This window comes from Mycolicibacterium gadium, from assembly GCF_010728925.1.
Lineage (GTDB): Bacteria > Actinomycetota > Actinomycetes > Mycobacteriales > Mycobacteriaceae > Mycobacterium > Mycobacterium gadium.
In genome coordinates, this window is sequence record NZ_AP022608.1 from 3,181,403 (window position 1) to 3,207,062 (window position 25,660).

26 protein-coding genes and 3 pseudogenes are annotated in these 25,660 nt (G+C 64.6%); 16 read left to right on the forward strand and 13 right to left on the reverse strand.

Going from position 1 to position 25,660, the window contains the following annotated elements; genetic code table 11:
• Nucleotides 1-7 precede the first annotated feature (7 nt).
• On the forward strand, nt 8-442 hold the full coding sequence (gene soxR / locus G6N36_RS15590) for a redox-sensitive transcriptional activator SoxR (RefSeq protein ID WP_163687304.1): 435 nt from the start codon (nt 8-10) through the stop codon (nt 440-442).
• A 33-nt stretch (nt 443-475) separates the two neighbouring features.
• Nucleotides 476-1,081: an alpha-ketoglutarate-dependent dioxygenase AlkB gene (locus tag G6N36_RS15595; RefSeq protein WP_163687307.1), complete on the forward strand. Its 606-nt coding sequence runs from the start codon at nt 476-478 to the stop codon at nt 1,079-1,081.
• Here the strand turns inward: G6N36_RS15595 and G6N36_RS15600 are convergent.
• Together G6N36_RS15600 and G6N36_RS15605 are read right to left on the reverse strand one after the other, a co-directional pair.
• Nucleotides 1,078-1,749 carry a DUF5642 family protein gene (locus tag G6N36_RS15600; RefSeq protein WP_163687309.1) on the reverse strand — a complete coding sequence of 224 codons (672 nt, stop codon included), beginning with the start codon at nt 1,747-1,749 and terminating at the stop codon, nt 1,078-1,080. The genes G6N36_RS15595 and G6N36_RS15600 overlap by 4 nt on opposite strands.
• A 41-nt stretch (nt 1,750-1,790) precedes the next feature.
• The gene (locus tag G6N36_RS15605) at nt 1,791-2,480 is read right to left on the reverse strand and encodes a DUF5642 family protein (RefSeq protein ID WP_170311124.1); all 690 of its coding nucleotides are present in this window, start codon (nt 2,478-2,480) and stop codon (nt 1,791-1,793) included.
• Nucleotides 2,481-2,542: 62 nt separating this feature from the next.
• Here G6N36_RS15605 and G6N36_RS15610 point away from each other — a divergent pair, with 62 nt between their 5' ends.
• The gene (locus G6N36_RS15610; RefSeq protein ID WP_163687312.1) at nt 2,543-2,851 is read left to right on the forward strand and encodes a hypothetical protein; all 309 of its coding nucleotides are present in this window, start codon (nt 2,543-2,545) and stop codon (nt 2,849-2,851) included.
• Nucleotides 2,852-2,859: 8 nt separating this feature from the next.
• Here the strand turns inward: G6N36_RS15610 and G6N36_RS15615 are convergent, their stop codons facing one another.
• Nucleotides 2,860-4,431: a PE-PPE domain-containing protein gene (locus tag G6N36_RS15615; RefSeq protein ID WP_163687315.1), complete on the reverse strand. Its 1,572-nt coding sequence runs from the start codon at nt 4,429-4,431 to the stop codon at nt 2,860-2,862.
• Between the two features lie 170 nt (nt 4,432-4,601).
• On the opposite strand from G6N36_RS15615, the gene G6N36_RS15620 reads away from it, so the two are divergent.
• Complete coding sequence (locus G6N36_RS15620; RefSeq protein ID WP_163687317.1) at nt 4,602-5,306, forward strand: envelope biogenesis lipoprotein LpqN; 705 nt, start codon at nt 4,602-4,604, stop codon at nt 5,304-5,306.
• A gap of 36 nt (nt 5,307-5,342) precedes the next feature.
• On the opposite strand, the gene G6N36_RS15625 is transcribed toward G6N36_RS15620, so the two are convergent.
• Entirely contained in the window at nt 5,343-6,173 is an 831-nt protein-coding gene (locus G6N36_RS15625) for a shikimate 5-dehydrogenase (protein WP_163687320.1), read from the reverse strand.
• 1 nt (nt 6,174) lies between these two features.
• Nucleotides 6,175-7,173, reverse strand: a complete 999-nt coding sequence (locus tag G6N36_RS15630; RefSeq protein WP_163687323.1) for an acetyltransferase Pat — start codon at nt 7,171-7,173, stop codon at nt 6,175-6,177.
• 73 nt (nt 7,174-7,246) lie between these two features.
• Here G6N36_RS15630 and G6N36_RS15635 point away from each other — a divergent pair, with 73 nt between their 5' ends.
• The 4 genes from G6N36_RS15635 (at nt 7,247) to trhA (ending at nt 10,949) form a co-directional block, all read left to right on the forward strand.
• The gene (locus G6N36_RS15635) at nt 7,247-8,047 is read left to right on the forward strand and encodes an SDR family oxidoreductase (RefSeq protein ID WP_163687328.1); all 801 of its coding nucleotides are present in this window, start codon (nt 7,247-7,249) and stop codon (nt 8,045-8,047) included.
• 1 nt (nt 8,048) lies between these two features.
• Nucleotides 8,049-9,020: a DNA polymerase domain-containing protein gene (locus G6N36_RS15640; protein WP_163687331.1), complete on the forward strand. Its 972-nt coding sequence runs from the start codon at nt 8,049-8,051 to the stop codon at nt 9,018-9,020.
• Entirely contained in the window at nt 9,017-10,084 is a 1,068-nt protein-coding gene (locus tag G6N36_RS15645; protein WP_170311125.1) for a phosphotransferase, read from the forward strand. The genes G6N36_RS15640 and G6N36_RS15645 overlap by 4 nt, the downstream gene beginning before the upstream one ends.
• Nucleotides 10,085-10,172: 88 nt before the next feature.
• The gene (trhA, locus tag G6N36_RS15650; protein ID WP_372512334.1) at nt 10,173-10,949 is read left to right on the forward strand and encodes a PAQR family membrane homeostasis protein TrhA; all 777 of its coding nucleotides are present in this window, start codon (nt 10,173-10,175) and stop codon (nt 10,947-10,949) included.
• A gap of 16 nt (nt 10,950-10,965) precedes the next feature.
• Here the strand turns inward: trhA and G6N36_RS15655 are convergent, their stop codons facing one another.
• Nucleotides 10,966-11,772: a crotonase/enoyl-CoA hydratase family protein gene (locus tag G6N36_RS15655; RefSeq protein ID WP_163687334.1), complete on the reverse strand. Its 807-nt coding sequence runs from the start codon at nt 11,770-11,772 to the stop codon at nt 10,966-10,968.
• A gap of 107 nt (nt 11,773-11,879) precedes the next feature.
• On the opposite strand from G6N36_RS15655, the pseudogene G6N36_RS29835 reads away from it, so the two are divergent.
• Together G6N36_RS29835 and G6N36_RS29840 are read left to right on the forward strand one after the other, a co-directional pair.
• Nucleotides 11,880-12,401 (forward strand): annotated as a pseudogene (locus G6N36_RS29835) (peroxiredoxin); the annotation flags it as partial.
• 117 nt (nt 12,402-12,518) lie between these two features.
• Nucleotides 12,519-12,854, forward strand: a pseudogene (locus tag G6N36_RS29840) (DUF742 domain-containing protein); the annotation flags it as partial.
• A gap of 30 nt (nt 12,855-12,884) precedes the next feature.
• Here the strand turns inward: G6N36_RS29840 and G6N36_RS15665 are convergent.
• Entirely contained in the window at nt 12,885-13,268 is a 384-nt protein-coding gene (locus G6N36_RS15665; protein WP_163687340.1) for a hypothetical protein, read from the reverse strand.
• A gap of 95 nt (nt 13,269-13,363) precedes the next feature.
• Here G6N36_RS15665 and G6N36_RS15670 point away from each other — a divergent pair, with 95 nt between their 5' ends.
• The 4 genes and pseudogenes from G6N36_RS15670 (at nt 13,364) to G6N36_RS15685 (ending at nt 18,422) form a co-directional block, all read left to right on the forward strand.
• Nucleotides 13,364-13,762 (forward strand): Zn-ribbon domain-containing OB-fold protein, encoded by a 399-nt coding sequence (locus tag G6N36_RS15670; protein ID WP_163687343.1) that lies wholly within the window; start codon nt 13,364-13,366, stop codon nt 13,760-13,762.
• Nucleotides 13,763-13,798: 36 nt separating this feature from the next.
• Nucleotides 13,799-15,010: a thiolase family protein gene (locus G6N36_RS15675; RefSeq protein ID WP_163687346.1), complete on the forward strand. Its 1,212-nt coding sequence runs from the start codon at nt 13,799-13,801 to the stop codon at nt 15,008-15,010.
• Nucleotides 15,011-16,060: 1,050 nt separating this feature from the next.
• Nucleotides 16,061-17,613, forward strand: a pseudogene (gene istA / locus G6N36_RS15680) (IS21 family transposase).
• A complete protein-coding gene (locus tag G6N36_RS15685) occupies nt 17,610-18,422 on the forward strand; it encodes an ATP-binding protein (protein ID WP_163685366.1) in 813 nt (270 codons plus the stop codon). Before istA ends, G6N36_RS15685 begins: the two are co-directional and overlap by 4 nt.
• Before the next feature lie 542 nt (nt 18,423-18,964).
• On the opposite strand, the gene G6N36_RS15690 is transcribed toward G6N36_RS15685, so the two are convergent.
• The 5 genes from G6N36_RS15690 to G6N36_RS29845 all read right to left on the reverse strand — a co-directional run bounded on the left by G6N36_RS15690 (nt 18,965) and on the right by G6N36_RS29845 (nt 22,071).
• The gene (locus tag G6N36_RS15690) at nt 18,965-19,387 is read right to left on the reverse strand and encodes a MarR family winged helix-turn-helix transcriptional regulator (protein ID WP_163687349.1); all 423 of its coding nucleotides are present in this window, start codon (nt 19,385-19,387) and stop codon (nt 18,965-18,967) included.
• Between the two features lie 3 nt (nt 19,388-19,390).
• Nucleotides 19,391-19,807 (reverse strand): hypothetical protein, encoded by a 417-nt coding sequence (locus G6N36_RS15695; protein WP_163687352.1) that lies wholly within the window; start codon nt 19,805-19,807, stop codon nt 19,391-19,393.
• A gap of 490 nt (nt 19,808-20,297) precedes the next feature.
• The gene (locus tag G6N36_RS15700; RefSeq protein ID WP_163687355.1) at nt 20,298-20,780 is read right to left on the reverse strand and encodes a cupin domain-containing protein; all 483 of its coding nucleotides are present in this window, start codon (nt 20,778-20,780) and stop codon (nt 20,298-20,300) included.
• 402 nt (nt 20,781-21,182) lie between these two features.
• Nucleotides 21,183-21,767: a CAP domain-containing protein gene (locus tag G6N36_RS15705; RefSeq protein ID WP_372512252.1), complete on the reverse strand. Its 585-nt coding sequence runs from the start codon at nt 21,765-21,767 to the stop codon at nt 21,183-21,185.
• Nucleotides 21,760-22,071 (reverse strand): hypothetical protein, encoded by a 312-nt coding sequence (locus G6N36_RS29845; protein WP_235690075.1) that lies wholly within the window; start codon nt 22,069-22,071, stop codon nt 21,760-21,762. Before G6N36_RS29845 ends, G6N36_RS15705 begins: the two co-directional genes overlap by 8 nt.
• 343 nt (nt 22,072-22,414) lie before the next feature.
• Between G6N36_RS29845 and G6N36_RS15715 the strand changes: the two genes are divergently transcribed.
• Nucleotides 22,415-23,392, forward strand: coding sequence for a dihydrodipicolinate synthase family protein (locus G6N36_RS15715; RefSeq protein WP_163687358.1), 978 nt, complete (start codon nt 22,415-22,417; stop codon nt 23,390-23,392).
• The gene (locus G6N36_RS15720; RefSeq protein ID WP_163687360.1) at nt 23,392-24,396 is read left to right on the forward strand and encodes a ketopantoate reductase family protein; all 1,005 of its coding nucleotides are present in this window, start codon (nt 23,392-23,394) and stop codon (nt 24,394-24,396) included. Before G6N36_RS15715 ends, G6N36_RS15720 begins: the two co-directional genes overlap by 1 nt.
• 38 nt (nt 24,397-24,434) lie before the next feature.
• Here the strand turns inward: G6N36_RS15720 and G6N36_RS15725 are convergent, their stop codons facing one another.
• Entirely contained in the window at nt 24,435-25,436 is a 1,002-nt protein-coding gene (locus G6N36_RS15725) for an AraC family transcriptional regulator (protein WP_232076037.1), read from the reverse strand.
• Between the last annotated feature and the right edge of the window lie 224 nt (nt 25,437-25,660).

Genomic DNA, 25,660 nt, shown 5'->3' on the forward strand with positions numbered 1-25,660 from the left:
TGAGGTCATGGAGGTGGTACACGAACTCACGCCCTCGGACATGTCCGTTCGAAGTGGCGTCGCCATCTCGGCGCTGCACTTCTACGAACGCGAAGGGCTCATCACCAGCAAGCGAACCGGCGGCAATCAACGGCGCTATGCCCGTGAAACCCTGCGTCGTGTCGCGTTCATCCGAATGAGCCAGCGCCTCGGCATTCCACTCGCCCGCATCCGGGAGGCACTGGCCACCCTGCCCACCGACCGCGTCCCGACGAGCAAGGACTGGGCCAAGCTGTCCGCCGGCTGGCGCCAGGACCTCGACGACCGCATCCTGCACCTGCAGCGGCTACGCGACAATCTCACCGGCTGCATCGGCTGCGGTTGCCTGAGCCTGAAGACCTGCGCGCTGTCCAATCCGGGCGATGTCCTGGCCGGTGAGGGACCGGGAGCCGTGCGCCTCTAAAATTTCGAACGCTTGTGCGATAAACTCGCGGGCATGGAGCTGGCTCTACAGAGCTCGCTGTTCGAGCACGCCGAACGGCGCCATCTCGGCGACGGCGCGTGGATCGACTATCGGTCCGGGTGGCTGGAGGAGGCCGACTCGCTGTTCACCGAGCTGCATGACGTCATCCCGTGGCGCGCCGAGCGACGGCAGATGTACGACCGCGTGCTCGATGTGCCCCGGCTCGTCAGCTTCTGGGATTTTGCCGAGCAGGACGCCGCGCCGGTTCCGCACCCGCGGCTGAAACAAATGCGGCGCCGTCTCAACGATGCCTACGCGGGCGAACTCGGCGAACCGTTCACCACCGCCGGGTTGTGCCTGTACCGCGACGGTGACGACAGCGTGGCCTGGCACGGGGACACGATCGGCCGCAGCAGCACCGAGGACACCATGGTCGCCATCGTCAGCCTCGGCGCCACAAGGGTTTTCGCGCTGCGGCCGCGCGGGGGCGGCAAGTCGCTGCGCCTCAGACACTGCCACGGCGACCTGCTGGTGATGGGTGGCTCCTGCCAGCGCACCTGGGAACACGCGATCCCGAAGACGTCTCGACCGACCGGCCCACGGATCAGCATCCAGTTCCGCCCGCACGACGTCCGCTAACCCTTGACCGCCCCCACGGCCGACACGAGGAGGTCACGGGCGCGCTGCGTGTCGACGGGCGCGACGGGCTTGTCCGGCAGCACCAACGGGTTCGCGGTGACGATGACGAGGAATGTTCCGAAGCTCGCGATGTAGTTGTAGATCTCCCCGGCGCCCGGCTTGCCGTTGACGATCGTCTGCAGCACGCGATGGGTCGCCATCGTCTCGGCCCCCTCTATCTGCGGCGAATCTACGACCTCGACCAGACCACGCATGCCGCCACCGGCGAAACCCACCCGCTTGCAGTTGTCGGCGGGACGGTTGACCGGAACGGGTTCGGAGGTTTCCACCGCGATGACGATGAACCGGTTACCGTCGCCCTCTGCGGTGGTGGCTGCCATGTTGCCCTTCACGCCATCGGGCAGCACCTGTGCGGTGGCGAAGGACCCGCAGTCGGCTGGATCGAACTTCATCCCCTGGGGCAGCGTCGGCCGTCCGAGCAGTCGCGGGTCGATCCCCGTCGGCGCCACCTCGGTCACCTTGAACTGCGGACCGAAGCTCGAGCGCACGTCCTTGACGCGGGCGATGTCGGCGCTGGAGAGATCCGCCGACTCCGACGATCCACATGCAGCCAGTAGCCCCACGCAAACCAGGGCCAACTGGCTGCCGAGCCTTGCGCTCTTGAACATCGCCGACAGGGTACCCCTTCGGTACCGCGCCGCCACAAGCGTCAACCCCGCAATGCCGCCGCCGTTTTCACCATCAGTCCATTCGCGAAAGCGGCGTCGAGTTGCGGATGCGGCGATCCGGGATCGGTCACCACGGAGACGAACGCCACGTGACCGTCCAGGTAGGCGGTGACGGTATCGGCGTGCGAGTGAGTTTCGGTGCCGCCCTCGACGACGGTCGTTGTCACGGTCGCCATTGCGACGGTCTCGGCGTTCTCGATCGCCGGCGCGGCGGTCATGGTGACGGTGCCGTTCGCCTGCCCGGCCGAGAGGGTCCACTGCCCGCATGACTCCGCGACCCCTGGGGCCAGACCTGCCGTCGACTCCGCGACGACGACGTAGACGATGCCACCTGTTCCCGACCCCGACCACCCTTTGGCCGAGGCGGCGTCGACGGCGGGATCGGCGAGCTGACCGCATTGCGGCGGTTCTGCCGACCACTGCGTACCGAACCCCCATAACGCCGGCGGCCGCGCCGGGCCCGTCAGTGTGGCGACCTCATATCCGTCGGGCAGATCATGGCGAACCCGATCGATCCTGGCCGGGTTGATCCGCGGCGTTGCGCCCGGCGACATGGCTACTTCCGGCTGCGGATGCTCGCCCGAGCCACAGGCCGCCGCGAGCAGAGCCGCCGTCGCACCCATGGCCCACACCGGGCGCCAATACCTCAGAGAACCCTTACAGCTATCCATGCAACGAAATATGTCCGTTCGCCGATGCATAAGTACCAGGCAAATTAAGAACGGAGGCCCTCATGCGCAAATGGGGTCTAGTAGCAACGATAGCGTTGATAGGAGTCGTCATCGCCCCCGCGAGCGTGGCGGCGGCGGAGCCCAACAGGGGCGGCAACGCGTACCAGACGATCGGCGAGTTGGAGTCCGTCGGATACAACGTCGTGATCGATCGGGTGGGCAGCGCGCCGTTGGGCGAGTGCTTCGTCACCAACGTGCGCAACCCGCAGGAGGTCACCCAGACGATCTCCGTCGGCAAGGGTGAGGACCGCGAGTACATCACCGTCGTCGTCAGCCGGTCGATCACCGTTTCGCTCAACTGCGACGTCTGATTCGTCCGTCAGGCGGCCGCCGGGTTTGCCGTATCGGCCGGGGTGGAAGCCGGTGCGTTGGGCGCGGTGTCGTCATCGCCGGGCGTTGCGGGTGAAGTAGGTCTGGCGTCGCGCTGCGAGTCGAACCTGATCGGGCCTCTGATCTTCGACAAGCGGATCGAGTCCAAAGTGCTGCGGATGTGCGCGCCGACTCTGGTCACCGGCCTGGGCCCGACGCGGGGCGTGGTCGCGTCGAGGTTGTCGGCGCCTTCTCCCTCTGGCGCGCCCGCTTCGATGACCTCTCCCTCGACGACCTGCTCCTCAGCGTTCTCCCCTTCGAGGGCGTCCTGTCCGGGGTCGTCACCCAGTCGTGAATTCTCGTCGCCGTCGGCCGATGGTGGATCGGGCAGCTCGGGACCGCCCACCCCGAACGGGCTGGTCAATGGATCGGTTCCGAGGGGCCGATTGTTTTCGTCTCCGGATGCTTCGGCGATCGCGTCGTCGATACCCACCGGGATCGCTTTGACGATGTTCACGATGGCCTGGACGGGATCCCGGAACGGAAGCAGCCCCACCTTGGTGGCCACGCCCGGATTGACGTCGCGCGCATAGCCGGCTTCGATCGCCGCTTTCAATGGAGCCTCGAGCAGCGTGAGGATCGGCGACGGCACGAAGGCCTCGAACGGCATCAGGATGGGCAGGCGTTGGGCGCGAACGAGATAGTAGTCGGTGTCGCCGTGCGAGCCTTGGTACTCGGCGTCCTCGAGGCTCGCGTTCTGCATGTCACCGTGGAAGTAGTAGTACCCGGCTACGGCGTTCGCGATGGCCAACAGGTTGGTGAGGCTGGCCGGTGCGTCGCCGCCGAGAATGTCGTATTGCGCTGCGGCGTCGACGGTCTCGTAGCACTCACCAGACGCATTACAGCTGTCGGTCGGAGTGGCTCCGTGGAAGGTGATTCCGATGATCGGGATCGTCAGGCCCTCGGGTCCCCTGGCCAGGACGCCGCCGTTGGGACGCATCGGATTGGACAACAGAATGAAGGACACGTCGCCCGGCTCGAGATCGGGATAGGCGTCCGGATTATCGATGATGTCCTTCTTGAGAAGTGAGGCGACCACCGCGCTCTGCGAGTAGCCGAAGACGGCGAATTCGTCCGTGGCGTCGGGTGTGCCGGCGGGGGCGCCCGGGACCGCGGGGTTGTAGGAGCAGTCGGTCGACCCACGGATACACCTGCTGACGTTCGCGAGGCCCGCGGTCACGGAGGCATCGAACGTCATCGATCCGGACACCGGGAAGAACTGCTCGGGGGTGACGACGGCGTAGCGGTCGTCACCGGGTCCGACCTCGTCGATCGGGGTGCCCCCCGGGCCGGTCGACGCGAAGGCGGGGTTGATGAACCCGTCGATCGCATTGGACATATACGGGTTGATGTAACCCACCGGATCATCCGGCGGCGAGCTGAGCGAATGACCGGTACCGCCCATGATGAGCGCGGTTGCCGTCAGCTGGACGACTGTCGCCGCGGTCCATGCCACTACCAGACCGACGACGCTCAGCAACGCTAGACCCACCACGCCCAGCGAACGAATCAACCCCCGCATGCGGAAACCCTCCTCAGCAGGACACAGCCGCCGATCAAAGAACACATCTGGATCCGGCCTGAGGAATTCACAGCGGGCCAGCAAACTTTCCGCGAGTCTAGAGCAACACTGGGCATGGCGCTAGCGGTAGGCCGACCGTAGGCTACGGCGAGACTTTGAAAGGAAACCGAATGAGCAAGTCAGTGAGGGCCGGCGTCATCGCCATCGCGACCGTCGCACTCGGATTGAGCCTGGCCGGTTGCGGCTCGGACACCAAGACCGACGAATCCGCGACGGAAAGTGCGTCTTCCAGCGAAGCGGCCACGACGACCAGCGCGGCGGCCGCGCCCACCAGCGAGGGCCAGGCCGCGGGACCGAACAAGACGATCGTCGACTACATCCGTGAGAACGGCATCACCGAAACTCCGGTCAAGCGCGGGGATCCCGGCTCGCCCACCATCAACCTGCCCATGCCGGAGGGCTGGGAGGATGCCGGTCCGCGCACCCCCGATTGGGCTTACGGCGCAATCCTTTCCTCTGATCCGGCCTTCAGCAGCGATCCGCCGTCCATCATGGCGCTGGTCTCCAAGCTGACCGGTAACGTCGATCCGGCGAAGATCCTCGAGTTCGCCCCCGGAGAGATAAACAACCTGCCCGGTTTCGAGGGCTCGAACACCGGAACCCCAGGCAAACTGAGCGGTTTCGACGCCATGCAGGTCGGCGGCACCTATGAGAAGAACGGCGTCACCCGCGCCATCGCGCAGAAAACCGTCGTGATCCCGGGCCAGGACGGGCTTTACGTCCTGCAGCTCAACGCCGATGGTCGCGAGGATCAGATCGACGTCCTGGGTCCTGCCACCGTCACCATCGACGAGCAGACCACGATCACTCCCTGAGACCGGGCACATCCCTCGCCGTATTGCTCGGTGCCGCTAGGCACGTGACACCGCCGAGGCCGCCGCGATCTGTTCGGCGGTCGGCCGCACCCCGGTATACCGTTCGAACTGTTCCGCGGCCTGTAGCGCGATCACTTCGGCACCGGTGATGACGGCGATGTCCGCGGCGCGAGCCGCGGTGATCAGCGGGGTCTCGGACGGCAACGCCACCACATCGAATACGGTGTGCGCGGCGTCGATAGTCGTCGCGTCGAAGGCGAGGTCGTGCTCCTCGGGGCCGCCCGCCATCCCCACCGGCGTGATGTTGACGATGACGTCGGCGGTGCGGTCGCCCACTTCGGCCACGTACTCGTAGTCGAGCCGCTCGGCCAGTGCCCGCCCGGTGTCGGGGTTGCGGGCGACGACCGTGCCCCGGTGAAAGCCGTTGTCCCGGAAGGCCGCCGCGACGGCGCTCGCCATTCCGCCGCTGCCCCGGAACAGCACCGACTGCGACGGCTGCAGACTGTGTTCGGCGATGAGCCGCGCCACAGCCAGGTAGTCGGTGTTGGACGCGGTCAGCTGGCCGCCGGGGACCGACGTGTCGTTGACGATCGTGTTGACAGCGTTGATGGACGTCGCGGACTGTTCGACCTCGTCGACGAGTTCGATGACATCCTGCTTGAACGGCATCGATACCGAGCACCCGCGGATTCCCAGCGCACGAACACCGCCGATCGCCGCGGCGATGTCCGTCGTCGTGAACGCCTTGTAGATGAAGTCGAGGCCGAGCAGGTCGTACAGGTAGTTGTGGAACCTGGTACCGATGTTGCTCGGCCGCGCCGCCAGCGAGATACACAGTCGGGTGTCCTTATTCAGCGCGGGCTTCACCTCACCCGACCGCCTTGATCACCTGGGACGTCACGCCTCGGATCTTCTTGACCAACGATGCGGGCAGCTGTAGCGAGCCCGGGTTCGGGACGTCGACGACGGTGGTGACGACCCCGAGGTCGTCGCGGTGCCAGCTGGCGCCGAAGCGGTCCATGATCGCCCGCATGGGATGGTTGTCGCTGAGCACCCGTGCGGTAAAGCGTTCGACCCCAACGTAATCCGCGGTGACGACGAGCGCGCCCATCAGGAACGTACCGATGCCGCGGCCCTGGTAGTCGTCGCCGACGATGAACGCCACCTCCGCGACCGCCAGGTCGTCCTCGTCACGGACGAACCGCGCGTCGGCAACCACGGGCCCCTCGGCGCCCTCGGTCATCACCCAGACGAAGTGGTGCACGTAGTCGACCTCGAACAGGTATGTCATCAAAGACTTCGTCGGCGTGCGCGGCGACTGGAACCGCCGGTACAGCGTCTCGCTCGAGAACTCGACCGGCCCGTTCGTCGTGCGTTCGCTGTCTCCCGGCAGAACCGGGCGCAGATAGAAGACGGACCCGTCGCGCAGTTTCACCGGGATCGGGGTGATGAACGCGGCGAGCCGCTGCCGCGCCGTTCGCACCAGCTTCTCGACCATGCCCGGGATCTCGAGCATGGTCGCGAACGCTTCCCGGTCACCGACCCATCCCGAGAGTTGATCGAGCGCCACCACCGTGGCACTGCGCGGCGTGTCGCGCAGCAACGCGATCTCGCCGACGACGAGGCCGGGCTGAAGTTCGGCCACGGTGTCGTGCCCGTCATCGCCGGCATGGGTGACTTCGGCGCGGCCGGATCCGATCAGCAAAAAAGACACCGCGAGCTCGCCCTGCTGCATGAGCACCTGTCCGGGAGTTGCATTCAGCGGCTGCAACTGCGCCGCGAGCGGCGCCAGAGCTGCGGTCGAACAGCCGGCGAAAACTTCTAGTTCGACGAGTTCGTCGGCTCGGACGACGGTCGGGCCGGCCACCTCACGAGGCTACGGGGTGCTCGACTCGACGAGCAAGGAACGCTGCGCGCGGCCGATAGGGCACTATTCGAGGATGACCGACGCCCAGTTCAGCACTCATGCCCAGCTCTTCGATCTGAGCGGAAAGCGCGCCCTGGTCACGGGCGGATCGCGAGGTATCGGCCTGATGATGGCCCGCGGCCTCGTGCAGGCCGGCGCCCGTGTGGTGATCAGCTCGCGCAAGGCCGACGCCTGCGAAGCGGCCCGCGAGCACTTGTCGGACCTCGGCGACGTCCAGGCGATCCCGGCCGATCTGTCCCGGCACGAGGAGTGCCTGCGGCTGGCCGAAGAGGTCACCGCGGGCGGCGAGCAGCTGGACATCCTGGTCAACAACGCGGGCGCCACGTGGGGTGAGCCATTGGAGAGCTTCCCCGATTCGGCCTGGGACAAAGTTCTCGATCTCAACGTCAAGTCGCCGTTCTGGATGGTGCAGGCGCTGGTCCCCGCGCTTCGCGAGGCCGGAACGGCAGAAGATCCCGCGCGAGTCATCAACGTCGGCAGCATCGACGGCATTCGCCCAAGCCGGCTCCCGGTGTATTCCTACGTCAGCAGCAAGGCGGCGCTGCACAACCTGACCCGCATGCTGGCGTATGACCTGGGACCGCAGCACATCACCGTGAATGCCGTGGCTCCCGGGCCCTTCCCGTCCAAGATGATGGCCGCGACGCTCGAGTCGTTCGGCGACTCGATCGCGGCGTCGGCGCCGCTGCGCCGGATCGGGCGCGACGACGACATGGCGGGCATCGCGGTGTTTCTCGCCAGCCGTGCCGGGGCCTATCTCACCGGAGCGGTGATCCCCGTCGACGGCGGACTCGCGACGACCGCCGCCGGGTGACGTGGCCGCCAAGGAACATCGCGACGGCGTCGAGCTCTCCAATCTCGACGAGGCGCTGACCCCCGATGCCGGGGCCACCAAACGCGACCTCGTCGACTATCTGGCGGCGGTCGCCGGTCGGATGCTGCCGGGACTCGTCGACCGGCCGCTGACCGTTTTGCGGGTCCTACGCGGGCGCGAACCGTTCATGCAGAAGAACGTGCCCAAGTACACCCCCGACTGGGTGCGGACGGTGACGATGTGGGCGGAGGCCTCGCACCGCGAGGTTCGCTACGCGCTGTGCAACGACTGGCGCACCCTGCTGTGGCTGGCCAACCAGCGGGCGGTGGAGTACCACCCGACGCTCGGGCTGGCGGACAACATCTATCGCCCAACACATCTCGTGCTCGACCTCGACCCGCCCGACGACGACTTCACGAAGGTGGTGGCCGTCGCGCATCTGGTGCATCAGGCACTGGCCGACACCGGTCTCGACGGCGCGGTCAAGACCAGCGGGGCCAAGGGGGTGCACGTCTTCGTCCCGATCGACGACTCGGCACCGGTCGACGACGTCGCCGCGGCGACCCGCGCGCTCGCGGCCCGCGCGGAAGCTCTCGATCCGGACATCGCAACGACGGCGTTCATCGTCGAAGACCGCGGCGGCAAGGTGTTCGTCGACGCCACCCGCGCGGGCGGAGCCACCGTCGCGGCGGCGTACAGCCCGCGGCTGCGCCCCAACACGCCGGTGTCGTTTCCGCTCCAATGGTCCGAACTCGACTCGGTCTCCCCCGCCGACTTCACCGTCCATACCGCGATCGACGCGCTCGACGGCCGGCCATCGTGGCTGGAGTCGATGCCGGCACCGCAGCGGCTGCCCACCGACCTGATCGCACAGGGCCGCACCATTCCCGTCGCACGAGTGGCGGCGATGCACGAAGGCAAGCGGCGGGCGAGAGCGCGCCGAGAACGTGGCGAGGATACCGACACACGTTGAACAAGAACATGATTCCGCGCCGACCGGCCGACATCGATGTGACGACGTTTCGGGCGCTGGCGGCACGCGACGATGTGACCGCCGTGCATGTCCACAACGTCGACCATGGGACGGCCACGCGGGCCCGACTGGATATCACCGGTGATGCGCAACTGCCGAGCACGGCGTTCGTTAAGCTGGCCCCTACCCGGCCCGCCGAGCGCCTCTTCAATCGGTTCATGGCGCTGGCGCACAACGAAGCCGAGGTATACCGACGACTGCACGCCGACCTGTCCGAGGTGATGCCTGCACTATACGGCGCGGCATCCAACGGCCGTGGCCGCGCGGTGGTCATCCTCGAGGATCTCGCGGTGCGCGGTGCGGCTTTCCCGCCGCTGGCGACCGGGGCCAGCGCCCAGCAGGCGCTCGCCGTCGCCGGCGCGCTCGCGGCTGTGCACCAAAAGTTCTGGCAGTCATCGCGTTTCGATGGCGATCTCGCGTTTCTCGGTCCGGCACGATCGCGTAACACCCGGCTCGGTCCGCACTCGTGGCATCTGCTGCACACGATCCCCAAGGACTTCGACGACATCGTGCCGCCGCAGTTCCGTGACGACGCCAGGATGCTCATCAAGCGCCGTTGGGAAATCGCGGCGCTGATGCGCACCTACCCGAACTCGCTCCTGCACGGTGACACCCACCTGGGCAACATCGGCTTCGTCGGCGACCGGCCTGTCCTGTTCGACTGGCAGGTCAGCTCGTGCGGACCGGCGATCAAGGACCTGGCATATTTCGCAGCCACGTCGGTCGAATCCGACATCCGGCGCGCCATCGACACCGAGCTCGTGCGCACCTACGTCGACACGTTGAACGCCGACGGCACCACCCGGCTCAGTTACGGCGCCGCATGGGACTCGTATCGACTGTTCGCCTTTACCGGCTACATCGCCGCCGGTGTCACGGCGGCCTTCGGCCGGCGCCTGCAGGGCGAAGCGACCACGCGGGCGGGCCTCGACCGGGCGGTACAAGCGGTCCGCGACTTCGGGTCGCTGGACCTGCTACGCGCAGCACTCGATGGGACGCGCTGACGGCCGGGAATCGTCATGGGTAGGCTCGACCCGCGTCGTCGCACTCCGCGATGGCCAGCCATCCGGCTCGGCGAACCTGGGAGAGGCGTTGGACGCGCTAATCGACGATGAACACCACCTGACGCGCGGTCGACGAGATCCGTTGGCATCTGCCCAGGTCAGCGGGCCGCGCGCTCCGGTCGTTGACGACCTTCCCCAGGGCCTGGCCGACACGGTCGCAGACCTCATCGGACGGCCACGTGCCCGCGGCTGGATCCATCTGTGCTCCGCGATCACCGCCACTGCGGGCGGCCTGGCGCTCGTTTCCGTAGCCGTCATCGAGTCGTTGCCGAGGGCGATTCTCGCGACGCTGATCTACACCGTCACCGTCGTCGCGATGTTCAGCATCAGCGCCGTTTATCACCGCAATCACTGGCACAACCCGGCAGCTCTGAGATGGATGAAGCGCCTCGACCATTCGGCGATCTTCATCTTCATCGCCGGTAGCTATACGCCGTTCGCCCTCTTGGCGATGCCGCCGAGCACCGGCAACCTCGTGCTGACCATCGTGTGGACCGGCGCCGCCGCCGGCGTGGCACTCAAGATGTGGTGGCCATCGGCACCGCGGTGGGTGGGAGTGCCGCTCTACCTTCTGCTCGGCTGGGTCGCTATCTGGTTCGCAGGCAGCCTGCTCGACGGTGGTGGTCCGATCGTCGTCGGGCTGCTCGTCCTCGGCGGAGTCCTCTACAACGTGGGAGCCATCCTGTACGCCATTCGTTGGCCGAACCCGTGGCCGCACACGTTCGGCTATCACGAGTTCTTTCACGCCTTCACTGCGGCCGCAGCCGTAAGTCATTATGCCGCAGTCTGGTTCGTCGTCCTCTAGTTCGTGGGGTGCGCCGCTAGGCGGGGTCGGCGAACACCGGCCGCTCCCCTGACATGCCCGCCATCACCGCGGCGATCTGATTGGGCCTGCCGATCAGGTCAGACTGCAGCTCGGATTCGCGCCCGAGCGCCGCCGCGACGTCGTTGCTGACCCACGTCTCGTTGTAAAGCCTCTTCGCCGCGCGCACCGCATCGGGAGACTTCTGCGCAATCTCGTCGGCGAGCGCCAGCGCCGCCGCCAAGGGATCGTCGGCGGTCCTGGTGACCAATCCGATTGCGGCGGCATCGGCACCGGCCAGGATGCGGCCGGTGAAGGTCAGCTCCTTGGCGACATCGATCGGCAGCAGCCTCGGCAGCGTCTGCGTGATTCCCATGTCGGGCACCAGGCCCCACTTGATCTCCATGATCGACAGTCGTGCGTCCGGCGCGGCGATCCGGATGTCGGCGCCGAGCGCGATCTGCAGACCACCGCCGAAGCAGTTGCCGTGGATCGCGGCGATGACCGGCGCCGGGACCAACGACCAGTCGTAGGTGACGCGCTGGGCGAAGTTGGCCACCCGATCGGCGTCGCGCGCCAGTAGACCGCCGGTGCCGTTGCCGCCTCCTGACATGAAGCTGGCGACGTCCAGGCCCGAACAGAAGCTCTTGCCGTCGCCGTGCAGGACCACCGCACGAATCGATGAGTCGCCCGCCACCTGCTCGGCCGCCCGGATCAGGGCATCGAACATGGCTTGATCGAGCGCATTGTGCTTGTCGGCGCGCACCATCGTCACCGTTGCCACACCCTCGGCCGCCGTCCGCACCAGCACTCTGTCTTCGCCCATGCGTGCAATCTACCGACCGGTTGGGTCGGAGAATCTGCCAACCGCCGCGACGACCGAAATGCTTCAGACGTGTATTGCACGGTGCGTCCCCGCGCTAGTCTTTGCCGATGATCGCAGGCGACAAGGCGCCTGACTTCACGCTGCTGGATCACACGGGCCGAGCACGGACGCTGTCCGGACTCCTTTCCGAAGGGCCGGTCGTGCTGTTCTTCTACCCCTTGGCGTCCTCCCCGATGTGTACGGCCCAGGCGTGTCATTTTCGGGACCTGAGCAACGAATTCGCCGCGGTGGGGGCCCATCGTGTGGGCATCAGCACCGACACCGTCGACAAGCAGGCCCACTTCGCCCAGCAGCGCTCGTTCGACTATCCGCTGCTGTCCGACGTGGACGGCGTGGTGTCGGAAATGTTCGGGGTGCGCCGCGGCAGGCTCGCCAAGCTGCAGAAGTCCTTGTGGACACGCGAGGCGCCCCGACGCGGCAGGCACACTCGGCGCCGTGGCCTGCTGGCCGGGCTGCTGCCGGTCAGGCGGACGACGTTCGTCATCGGCACCGATCGCACCGTGCTCAAGGTCGTCTCCACCGAGCTGCGCGCATCGGTGCACGCCGACCAGGCCTTGTGGTTCCTGCAGAACCTGCACCTGCCGCATGCCAGAGGCACGCACTCCGCCGCGCAACAGCCGCCGCCGGAAGCCAGACCGATCGGCGATCTTTTCATCGCACCGGAGGCCGCCGCGCGCGAGCCGAGTCTGGTCCGGCCATACGCACTGACGGCTGGCCGCACCGATACCGATGTCGAGGTGCCCCTCGAGGCTCCGGTCCAAGCGGTCGCCACGACGACAAAGCCGCCGCGCTGGCCGAAAAATGATGTGCGAGGCCAGATCCTGACATACTGCGCGCGCAGCCGCTCGGTCGCCGAGATCGCCGCTGCGCTCTCGTTACCGCTCGGGGCGACGCGGTTCCTGGTCGGCGATCTGGTGACACAGGGCTATTTGCGGGTGAACGCCACCCCCGGCGACTCGATGACGATCGAGGAACGACGCGAACTGTTGACGAGGACGCTGCGCGGCCTACGCGCACTCTGAGCGGGTCGATGCGTTCAATCCGGTGAGCCGCTATGGATGTGTCAGGCCTGGCAAGCAATTGATGAACGGTATGCCCGGTGGAGGCGGTGGCGCCGGCGGGCCGGGCGGTTGCCCCTGGATGATCACCGGTTCGGTCAGCGGCGCCGCGGGGTCGAAGTAGAAGGTGTGGCAGACGTTCATATCCCAGTTCGGTATTGGGTCCATGCCCGAGCCTGGACACCACAGCTGACCACAGACGCCGTTCGCGTCGCAGGTGCCCGGCGGCCCCTCGGGCGGCGCACACGGCGGAGTGTTCGCGTTCGACGGTGAACAGAACGGTACTGCGTTGGCCGCAGGCGCGAGCACGGCTGCGACGTTCATACCGACGGAGGCAAACGTGGCCGTCGCACACACTGCGATGAGGGCTTTGTGCATATGGCCAGTGAACCGCGCCGAGTTGCCTACCGATCCCAATATCGGCATCCGGCGCATGAGTACTAACGTCGATGCCACCGACGATGGAGGTGCGCGTGGCCGGACGGATTCCCTTGGTCGACTACCTGGTGCTGGACGGCGACGAGCCGCATCTGGTCGCGCAGCAATGCGCGAACTGCGGCGCCCGGTTCTTCGACCGGCGCAACGCGTGCGCCGGCTGTTTCGGCACCGACTTCACAACGGTGCCGATCCCGACCGAGGGCGTGGTGCGGGCATTCACGATCGTCGCCTTCGCCGCACCGGGTATCCCCGTTCCGTTCGTCGCCGCGGTCGTCGATTGCGGGGGGACGCAGGTGCGCGCCAACCTCATCAACGTCGAGCCCGACGCCCAACACGTCCGCGACGGCATGAAGGTGCGACTCGCCACCCATTCGATCGGCACCGATTCCGAGGGCACCGAGGCCATCGGCTTCGGCTTCGAGCCCGTCGACTGACCCGACCCCCATCCATCTGGCGAAGGAGTTTCAACGATGAGCGCAAGCGACGAGGTGTGGATCGTCGGCATTCAGATGACCAAGTTCGGCAAGCACCCCGACCTGGACACCGTCGACCTGGCGGCCGAGGCGGCGACGGGAGCACTCGCCGACGCAGGGGTCACGATGGCTGACATCGGCGTGATAGCCGCGGGCAACCTGATGAATGCGAGTGCCGGTATCGGACAACAACTTCAGAAGCAGATCGGTCAGACCGGCATCCCCGTCTACAACGTCGCCAACGCGTGCGCGACCGGCGCGACGGCGCTGCGGACCGCCATCATGGCGGTGAAGGCAGGCGAAGTCGACTACGGTCTAGCAGTCGGCGTCGAAAAGCTTTCCGGCGCAGGTCTGCTCGGCGGGGGCGGTTCGAAGAAGAAGGACGCCGACACCTGGACGCCTGCCGGCCGGTACGGCGCGGTCGCGCCGATTGACGGCCGGATCGGCACCGAGACCATGCCCGGCGTTTTCGCGCAGATCGGCATGGAGTACGGCCACAAGTACGGCGGCACCAGCTTCGAGTTGTTCGCCAAGATCAGCGAGAAGAATCACGCGCACTCGACACTGAATCCGCTTGCGTCCTACCAGAAGAGGTTCACGCTGGAACAGATCATGAACGACGTCATGATCGCGTACCCCAACACCCGTCCGATGTGCTCGGCCAACTGTGACGGCGCGGCCGCCGCGGTCGTGTGCAACGGCGAGACGCTGGCTTCGCTGTCGCTCGAACAGCGGCGCCGAGCGGTGAAGGTGGCATCCTCGGTGCTGACCACCGACCCCTATGAAGAGGGGTGCCAGGTGCTGCCCAACGTGAACACGTTGACGCGCAAGGCCGCCGCCATCGCCTACGAGCAGGCCGGCGTCGGACCGAACGATCTCGATCTGGTCGAGCTACACGACTGCTTCGCCACTGCGGAACTGGTGCACTACGACAACCTGATGCTCTGTGAAGAGGGCGGGGCCGCTGACTTCTTCAATTCCGGCGCAACATGGCGCGACGGCTCGACCCCGGTGAACGTGTCCGGTGGGCTGGAATCGAAGGGCCACCCCATTGCCGCGACCGGCATCGCCAACGTCTGGGAGATCTGCCATCATCTGCGCGGCGAGGCCGGCGACCGGCAGATCGAGAACGCAAAAGTGGGCCTGGCCCACGTGATCGGACTGGGTTCGGCCTGCGGCGTCCACATTCTGGAGAAATCGGCTGCGTAAGCCAGCTGCTGATCAATCGTGGTGGAGCTAAGGGGATTCGAACCCCTGACCTTCTCGATGCGAACGAGACGAACTGGGCGTTTGTCGCGCGAAACTGTGTTGGCTAAGGATGAAACCGCAGCTAACGGCCGTTGGCTCCGTTGGTTGGAAAAAGTTCCGACTAGATCTGTTGCGGACTGAGTGCGGACTGGCGAAGTAGTTCCATATCGACCACGCTCGAGAATGCGGGCTTCCGGCCACCTGGGCGACGGCCCAGCCAGAGTGGAGACCGTGGACAATAAGGGTTCGGCGATCAAGACATACTGGCTCGCCGAGGTCGCAGACATGGTTCTTCCGGACATGACGAGGGGTGTGCGTTGGCGTTCGCAGCGCCTGAACCGCAGCGAGCTGCCGGGATATCGTGTCGGCCGGTCCTGGCGGATGACGCATGGAGATGTCGAAGACCTGATTGAGCGCTATCGCAACAGTCCTTCACCTAGCGACGATCAACCGGCGGAGCGAGCCGAGTTTCCTTCCGGTTTGACGCCGACCTCACGTCGGCGAGTAGGGCATAGCGATCCCTGACCCATACGCGAATGGTTGATGGGAAGTTGATGCAGCGCTCGGCCGAGGGTGCCAAATGAGCGGCTGACACGCATCTCTAACCGGAGGAGCTGCCGGGAATCGAACCCGCTCCAAAAATCCTGTTGAACTGCAAGAATGCCGAATCAGGTACGCGAGACGACATGAAAGCGCGCGAGATGACCTGGAAAAACGGGCCAGGTGTTGATGGCATCAACACGAGCGCAGCCCATTTAAGGTCGCCCTGACCTGCTCGATGCGAACTGGCATAGCTCTTCGGCCATGCGTCTCCACCGGCCCGCATGGTGGCTTTCGCCACCGTTGTGTCAGCTGCCAGGTGAATGGGACCACTTTAGGGCTGGTTTTGCCATGAGCATGGGACCACCTGTTTGTCATTGATGGGACCACCTGGCTGGCTGGTTTGCCAGTTATGGGACCACCCCGGCGTGGCGTGGGTTCTTCCGGTTGTTGGGCCGCTGTATTGGCCCAATGAGCTACCGGGAGGTATCGGTGATCGAGATTGTGGAGATGCTGCGGCTGTGGCTGCAGGGGTTGGGGTTGCGGGAGGTGGCCCGGCTCTCGGGGACTGACCGCAAAACCGTTCGCAGGTACGTCGACCGTGCACGGGCCTGCGGGCTCGACCGCGACGGCGGAGACGGTCAGCTCACTGATGAGTTGATCGCGGCGGTGATTGCCGGGTGCGCCCGCACCGGCCGGCCGGCAAGAGTCTGGCATGGGAAACCATCGCCGCCGAGCATGACCAGATCAAGACGTGGCTCAAAGACGGGCTCACGTTGACCAAGATCCACACCTTGTTGGGGCGCCGGGGTGTGGTGGTGTCGTATCGGACGTTGCACCGTTATGCCACAACGGAATTGGATTTCGGTCGGCGCCAGGCCACGGTGCCGGTGGCCGACTGCGAACCGGGCGCGGAGGTGCAGGTCGACTTCGGGCGGCTCGGCATGCTCACCGACATCAGCGATGGCCGCCGTCGGGTGGTGCACGGGTTGATCTTCACCGCGGTGTACTCGCGGCACATGTTCGTCTGGCCCACCTACCGCCAGAATTTGGCTGATGTGATCGCCGGGTTCGAAGCGGCGTGGGCGTTCTTCGGCGGAGTGTTCGCCGTGGTGATCCCCGACAACATGAAAGCCATCGTCACCACCGCGCACGCGACCGAGCCCCGGCTCAACGACTCCTTCCGTGAGTACGCCCAGTCGCGTGGGTTCGCGATCGATCCGGCGCGGGTCCGCAGCCCGAAGGATAAGCCGCGGGTGGAACGCATGGTGTCCTATGTGCGGTCGAATTTCTTTGCCGGAGAGCACTTCCGGGATCTCGATGATTGCCGCAACCGCGCCCAGCTGTGGTGTTCGGACATCGCGGGGATGCGTATTCACGGCACCACCCGGCTGCGCCCGGTGCAGGTGTTTTCCGCCGATGAGTTGCCCGCGCTCAAGCCCGTGCCTGAGACGGTGTTCGACGTTCCGGTCTGGACGCATCCGAAGGTGGCTCCCGACCGCCACGTGCAGATCGCCAAGGCCCTCTACAGCGTGCCCGGGGAGCTGGTCGGCAAGCGCATCGACGCCCGTGCCGATGCGCACTCGGTCAAGCTGTACTGGCGTGGTGAGCTGATCAAGGTGCATCCGGCCGTGGCCCCAGGCCGCCGACACACTGATCCGGCCGACCTTCCCGCCGAGGTGTCGGTCTATGCCATGCGGGATCTAAACGCCCTGCAGCGCAAAGCTGCCGCCCACGGAACCCATGTCGGCGTCTACGCCGCCGCGGTGTTGGAGCATCCGCTGCCGTGGACCAAGATGCGTCAGGTCTACCGGCTGCTGGGGCTGGTGCGCCGCCACGGCGCCGCGCACGTAGACGACGCGTGCCGCCGCGCCCTGGACGCCGAGGTGATCGACGTCGGGCTCATCGAGCGGATCTGCACCCGCGGCGGCGGTGAACAACTACCCCTGATACCCAAACCGCCCGGCGCGGCGTCGCGGTTCGTCCGCGACGGCTCGGATTTCGCGGTGCGCAGGCCCTCATGAGCACCCAACGTCCCGATGCCGCGCCGGCGGTCAAACCGATCGAAGTCTCCGCCGAACTCAAAGCCCTGATGCGCCGCCTCAAACTCGGCCAGCTGCTCGACACGCTGCCCGAGCGGTTGGCGCTGGCCCGCACCAACCGGCTGCCCCACCACGACTTCCTGGAATTGTTGTTCGCCGATGAGGTCACCCGCCGTGACCGCGAATCCGCGGCGCGTCGCGCCAAGGCCGCCCACCTGGACCCGGCGATGCAGTTGCACGCCTGGGACGACTCGGCTGCCGTGGCGTTCGATCAACAGTTGTGGGCCGAGCTGACCTCACTGCGATTCCTCGCCGATGCCTACAACGTCCTCGTCATGGGACCGGTCGGAGTCGGAAAGACGTTCCTGGCCAACGCCTTAGGCCACATCGCGGTACGCAAACACCACAGCGTGCACACCGAACGCGCCGACAAACTGTTCAAACGCCTACGCGGGGCACGCCTGGACGGCAGCTACGAAGACGAGATGCGCAAACTGCACCGCGTCGAACTACTGATCATCGACGACCTCGCACTGCACCGCCTGGAGGCCACCGAGACCACCGACTTCTACGAGATCATCGTCGAACGCCACCGCGCCGCATCAACCGTCATCACCAGCAACCGCGAACCACCCGAGATCCTGACCATGATGGCCGACCCACTGCTGGCCCAATCGGCGATGGACCGACTGCAATCAGCAGCCTACGAACTCGTCGTCGAAGGCGAGTCCTACCGGCAACGCCAGAAACCAGGGACGCGAAAGCCGGCCCCTCCGACTTCGTCGGATTGACCGGCAACCACACCTTCGGCCACTATCAACACACGGCCTACAACCGGAACAACCCGGTCCCATGCTCATGGCAAACCAGAGGTCCCATCACCCTGGCAGGCGACACCGTTGTGCCCACCACGCGGAGGATGTTGAACGGATTACCGCACGAGTATCGCGGTGGCCTCCACTGGCGTGTTCTGAATGCCTTCAATGTCATTGAAAGTTGGTGGAACCCTCTTCGACGGTACTCACACAGCTTGTCAGACAAGTCTCCCGCGGTCGGCGGCGTAACCCACGGTGTCTCGAGTTGCACGGTGGCCGTCCACATCGCCAAGGCCCTCGCTCGGCGGCCGAGATTTGGCGGTACGCCCGGTGGGTTTCATCAGTGCGGTGAGCACACTCATTCCGATTCCGAATACGGCAGAAAATTGGCGCCGGCGGGAGGCAAAGGAACCTACCGGGGTGAGCGGATCCTCCGGCGGTGCATTGGCGCGAGAAGGTCGGCCCGGCACCGCTCCACGGTAAAGAGCTCGTGCAGGTGGGTAGACAGTTCAGGGTCGTCACCCATGTCCCAGCGTAGCGAGTAGCTTCAGCAAGTCACGCCGGTCCTGTTCGGCGAATTCGGCGAGAACGCGGCGTTCGGCCGCACGCACACCAGAGTTGGTGCGCTTGAGGAACTCGGCGCCCTCAAACGATAACTCCATTGGAAGTGATCGCCCAGACGGCACCACGGTGGCCCGCACCACTAAGCTGCGCTTCTGCAGTTTCTGCACCACCCTGTTCATCGCCTGTGGGGAAACGTTGATAGCGCGCCCCAATTGCGCATTGGACATGCCGGGCGATTGGGACAACAAGCGCATGCATAGGTAATGAGCGAAGGACAAACCCAACGGCGCGAGCACCCTCGCCGTCACCTCGCGACGCAGCGCCGAAGCTAAGCGGTGCAGAAGGTAGCCCAGCGGCTGGGTCTCAACCCGCTCCATGGATCAGGTCAGGGTGGGAACGACTATGTCGTCGAGAATCTGAACGGTGCGGTCGTGGGTTGGCCAGCCGACGACGATTGAGCGCAAGACTACATAACCGGTGCAGATTCCCGTGGCCGAGTTTCGACGGGGTGTGCACGCATTCCCTTGCGCCCCAGCGAGACGATAACCTCGCAGCGTTCCGGTGTCGATCAGGTCCGCGCCGTGGCGGACGCTTACCGTTATTGCTGCGAACACCAGCGATGCCGTCCTGGTCCAGGGCGGGTAGACAGTGGCCTTGCTGGCAGCGCCGGTGGCAGCAACCGCGTCGACCGTCAGCCCGCCACATTCCATCTGTTGCGGCTGCAACGCGACCTCACGCAGCTCAGTCTCGCGCGTCGACCAGGGCGAGAAGACATCAGCATCTGCGATTTGGCGCATAGTGAAAGGCTAGGCCAACCCGCCACCGTACGGAGGCCATATAGTTCAGACACATGAATTTCAATTATGGGTAATATTAGGCAAACCTCCTATCCGTGACAACGGAGAAGTCCCCGGGCCGACCTTACTTATGCGGCACAACAGGATTCGGTCGCGGCAAACAGCCCTATTTATGACTGACACTGACTGGCTGCCACGAGAACTCCACCGGACGAAACCAATCACTCCCTCCGTTCCGTTGCCGGCGAACCGCGAAATTGCATCGCGGGTCACCTCGCCATGCTCGAAGCTGCCGTCTGCCGCCACATTGCCGGTTGTTCGAAATCCGCCTCCGGAAATGCGAAATGAACACCAGAACGTCCTTCACCTTGGTTGGCGAAGCCGTCAAAAGATGCCCCTAGCCGAGGTTTTCGGGGTTTGTTCCTTCGCCCGGCGAGGTCGGCGCGCGAGCGGATGTGCGGAGCTCTAATATCCGTTGAGCAGCCAATCGCTACTTCTCGCCGAAGGCGTCGGCGAAGCTACTGTTACCCATGCTTTCCCTCTGGGTGGCATCCAGCGCAGCCAGTAGGCGGGAATTCTCGATGACGATCATCTCCACGTCACGCCCCTCATCGGCATAGTGGCGATGCCAGATCCACGGCGGCGTATACACGAAGTCGCCTGCGCTCCACCGGACGCGTTGATCGCCAATCTCCGACCAACCCGAGCCATGTCGCACGAAGTGAACCGACTCATGTACGTGTCGATGAAGGTCACTGCCCTCGCCCCCGGGAATTTTCTGCAGAAAAAACTCTACCGAGCGAGCAGGTATTCGTAGGAGCAGCCCAATCTGAGATGGGCTTCCAGTCTGGATCCAGTGCGCGTCGTCGGAGCTAACGACAAGGTGCTCCTCCCCCACGTGCTGGCTGTCGCGGCCTGCTGCTCGATCCATACTCTTCGAGAATTCATCTATCTCGTCACGGGATAGCGTCATTGAACGGCTCCTTCGTGTATTCCTTCGTTGAGTCCACAGAATTTGTTGGCTTGCTGGAAAGATGGACACCCGGTGGAACAATGCGGCGCCAATGGGATTCGTCGTTCGATAACCACAGAAACGTGTAAATGGCCTTGAAGGGGAATGCACCCGTCAGCATTCGTCGGCGCGGCTTAAGGTTTGGCTGGATCAGCTCTGGTTCTGCTGAGTGCGTTATCGCCGTCACAATTGCCGACGGCGGAGCCTCGTATGAAATAACGCTGGTTAGAGACATAGATGCCGCCATCGGAGTGAAGGTGCGCTTCGCGGCCTCGCGGCCTCATGCACTAGGAACCACTTTGCGCGGCTTGTCAGGAGGTGTTGAACAGGACGCACAGTCTGGGCGGTGACTTGCTTCTTGACTCATTGGGGCTTGCCGTACACCGTAACTACAACTGTGCGGTCGACGGAATTCTCCGACCACACCCCGATCCGGGTGTTTGCACAGTCAGATATGACCGCAAAATCGACCGGGTCGTAATACCACTGGTTAATCAGCTCCATACCGCTCAACGCAAGTGCCGGATTTATCGCAACGGTTTCAGACACCACGCCGCTGAATCCCGCGGCTTCCGCCCGCACCTGGGGCGTGGAACCATCCGATCCAATGTCGCCGTCGACCTTGCGGTTGGCCAGCGCATCGCGAGCGTGCCACTGGGCAGCGAGCTGGAGGGTCGAACTAATGATGATGTCGTTCGGGCAGCCCGCCTGGCGTTGAATGGTGTAGACATTGGCTACCACGCCGTCATTGAGTCGCTTGTTGTCGCCGTGCGCGGCGGGCGGTATCAGTAGTACTTGCACGCCAAGTACTGCAACGATGCCTAGCGTCAAACGGTGCAGGAGACCGGACGCCGATCCCTCTTTGACCGTCTTCACCCTGCGTGGAGTGGGTTCCAAGGCGTCGAATTTGTCACGGCAGGAGCGCTTTTCGTGCATCGAGTTACTCATGAGGAATTTCATGAATGCGGCAGTCTGTCGGCGGGCCGGCCGCAGCCTCGTCCCCCTGATCGAAAATGGACGGGATCCCACCAACAGCGGCCGACGGCGCAGCGAGGATCAAGCTCACCACGGCTCTTCGATCGATGCGCAAGGCCTGCCACTGAGAATTAGGTGTCACACGAACCAAGACTGAAATGGATGTGACGTGCTGAGCCCAATCACGCCGGCGAGCGGACTCGATCGCGGTCTCCGCGCTGATCGCCTGCTGACTCGCCAAGGCGCCGTCGGGATTGCTGTCGACCAACGCTGTCACGGCGCCTACGGTACCGACGACTTCGAGACTGGCGAACCGAAGAATTCCACTCAGCGGAAGGGGGCCCGAAATTGGCAGGCATGTTTCGACGCGCAGAACCACTGTCGACTCGCTGATTTGCAACGAATCGGTGCATCTCCAACAAGGTCGAAGTGCCACAGGTTGGGCGCGAATCGGAGTCTCCGCAGCGCTTACGGGATAGACGTCCACGGTTCTCCCCGGCAATGTTCGGCAGAGAGCCAACGCGCTCCGTCAGTTTCGAACATTAAGCGGAGGAGTAGGCGATTCGGTCCGCCTCAAACCCTCAAACTGCCGAACTACTGCCGAAGGAACCGCATACAAGATGACCATCACGACACCGCTCGGATCCGATGCTAGGGCGTGGGCCACAGAGAACCTTCGAGGCTTCTATATGTGTCCTGTCACGCCCCTCACCGACGATTTCGAGCTGGACGAGGACGGTCTGCGGCAGAACATCGACGCGTTTGTGGAGATGGGTTGCACTGGCCTCGTCGTCGGCGGCTTTTTCGCTGAGGGATGGAACATGACACTGGCCGAATGGCAGCGCTACCACGAGGTAGTCGCTGACGCCACTTCCGGCCGCCTTCCCTTGTTTACGATCATTCTGGACTCGTCGGCGTACCAGGCGGTCGAAAGATTACGCTTCGTGGCGTCTCTGGGCTTCACCGGCGCCGAGATAATGAACCCATCGGTGCAGCTCAAGACCGACGACGACGTCGTAGACTACTTCAACTTCGTGGCGCCTGCCACCGGGCTGGCGCTAGTGCTCTACCGGACGCCGGTATCCAGTTTCGTGTACAGCCACGACGCCGTCGCTCGCATCGCCGAGCACTCCAACGTCATCGGGATCAAGAATGGCACTTTGAGTTGGACCGACAGCATCGCATTACGCCGCCGCTTCGGGGACCGCCTTGTCATCAGCGAGCCGAATGAGCGCTATTGGGCGCATGATGCTGCGCTCTTCGGGGGTCGGGTGCTTTATGGGGAGCTCTCCCTGATCCTGTACGGGAAACGGCGGCAGGAACTGCACCACTACACCGACCTTGCCTTCGCTGGTGAACTGGCGGGGGCACTGCCTGTGTCGGCGAAGCTGGACGCAATCCGCCAGGTGTACGAAGAGGTGCTCATCGGCCGCATCGCGGCAACGGGTTCCTACGTCGCGGCGATGCCTTATCTGAAGGCGTGGTTCGAGCTGTTGGGGCTTCGTGCCGGCCCAGTACGGCCGCCCGTCAAAGCCCGGCTATCTGCTCCGGAGCGGGAAGTTCTGCAGGAGAAACTGACGGCCGCGGAGGCCATTTGATGCGCGTCTTGATCCTCGGCGCGGGCGGGCTCGGTTCGGTCCTGGGCGGCTATTTGGCGAACACTGGCGTGGATGTCACCCTGGTCGGTAGGCCGGCGCACACCGAGGCGATCACCCGCGACGGCCTCCGAATCACGGGCCGTCGGGGCGACCTGCTGATCACCGACAACTTGACAGCGGTCGACCAGACCGCCAAGGCCACTGGACACTTCGATTACCTACTGTTGGCGGTGAAAGGCAAAGATACGGCTCAAGCGCTGGCAGAGGCTGACGGGCTGCGAGATGTCGTGGGCAGCGCGTTGTCGGTGCAGAACACCGTCGAGAAAGATGCGACTCTCGCCGGGTGGCTTGGGCCGGACCGGGTGATCGGAGCCTCCACGATCGAGGGCGGCACCTTGCTCGAACCGGGCCTCGTACGCAATCACCTAACAGCTGAGGTGACTGCTTACTTTGGCGAACTTGACGGATCATGTAGTGCGCGCGTCGACGATCTGACGGCTGCCTTCACCAACGCCGGCCTTCCTGCAATGGCGGTGGGCAACATTGAGCAGGTCGAGTGGGAAAAGCTAGCTCAGATCGCGCTGGCGGCCGCGTGGTCGGTCACCGCGCTGGGCGCAATCCCTGGCGCCTCGGTCTTCGAGGGCATGGAGGTGCCTGAGGGAGCGATGTACTTCGTCGCGCTGGCGAAGGACCTTCTCGCGGTCTACCGCGCGAAGGGTTACGAGCCGATGAACTTCTTTGCGCCTCTATCCCGTCTCAAGGAACTCGACGCCCTTCCGACGGACGAGGCGATCAAGTTTGTCATCGGACAGGGCAAAGTAATGCGCGAGAAGGGAAGCACGGGCCACCCCTCGATGTACGAGGATGTTCTGCGACGACGTAAGACAGAGGTCGACTTCATGCTGGGCCCTTACGTCGCCGCCGCTGAAGAACTGGGCATGGATGTGCCCACGCTGCGAGTCGCCTACCAGATCATCAAGACCGTCGACGGATTCCTGGCCTAGCCGCTGACGCCGTTCGATGGCGCTGCGCCAAGGCGAATTCAGCTCGCGCGCAAAGTATGTTGGGGAGTGACGCCGAACTTGCGCCGATAGTCCGCGCTGAAGCGACCCAAATGACCAAAGCCCCACTTCATCGCTACGCGAGCAACAGTGACGGCACCCTCGGACGACGCCGCCAGTTCTGCGTGCGCACGGATTAGCCGGACTTCGCGCAGATACGTGAGCGGGGGAACCCCGACGTGCCGCCTGAAGCTCTCTTGAAGAGCGCGGACACCGATACCAACCTCGCGCGCAAGATCGGTTGTCGTCCAACTCCGTTCGGGATGCTCCTCAATCAGATCGAGTGCTGTCCTCAGCACTTTGGGCGGCGGCGCCGCTTGTTGGTCGGCGGCGGCGAGCGCCATGGCCTGGTAATGGGGTTGGGCGAGTAGAAACCCATGCATAAGCAAGTGTTCGAAATGTCGCCCGGTCATCGGATGTTGCACGATGCTCTCAGGGCGAGAGACCTCTCGGTACAATATCGATAGCAGCGCAAGCCAGGCCCGGCTGCTGTCCGCCGTCAGGTTCATGCTATGCGTGATATTCAACGGTCTAATCGCAGGTCTTCCAAGCAAGCCTTCGAGTTCGAGTTCCAGATCCGCGCGGCTGAACTTCACGCATAGCTGGCCACAGTCGGCGGCCCACTTGATGCCAGCAGGACGGCCTGGGAGGAAAACCGCCGCCTGGGTGGGCGTCGCTTGAGCAGTGGCTGAGCCGCACCACGAATCGGCGTGGCTCGTGAGGGGAACGTTGATGTGGTAATCATCGAGCGCAGTCGAATTGACGAGTTCGACATCTGCACCGTACCGAAGATAACCGATGGTCACAGCACCGATGCGGGCGGCGCTGAGCCGGGCATTCAACCGCTGGCCGCGCCCGGAGAAGCGGAGACGGTGCGGCGTGAAAATTTCCGAAGCGAGGTGCTCGGCCGCGCTCAACTGTTCAGTGCATACGGTCTCCCGTCGGCTGAAGTACGATTCCCCGATCTTCGCCGTCGCCGCCATTGGCAACACCTCACTTTCTCGCTGCGGAAAACGCAGCTCGCCGACAGAGTCTGTCGCTCCGCCGAACACCAACGCCGAAGGTCTGGCCCCCTGACCCAGGGTCGTGCGTCACCGCATGCACACAACCATTCTAGTAGAAGAGGGCTCTGTTAAGCAGAGAGGTTTGGAGCGGACACCCGGCGGTGTGGCTGCGGTGATCATGACCGGCACCAGGTTGGACGTGA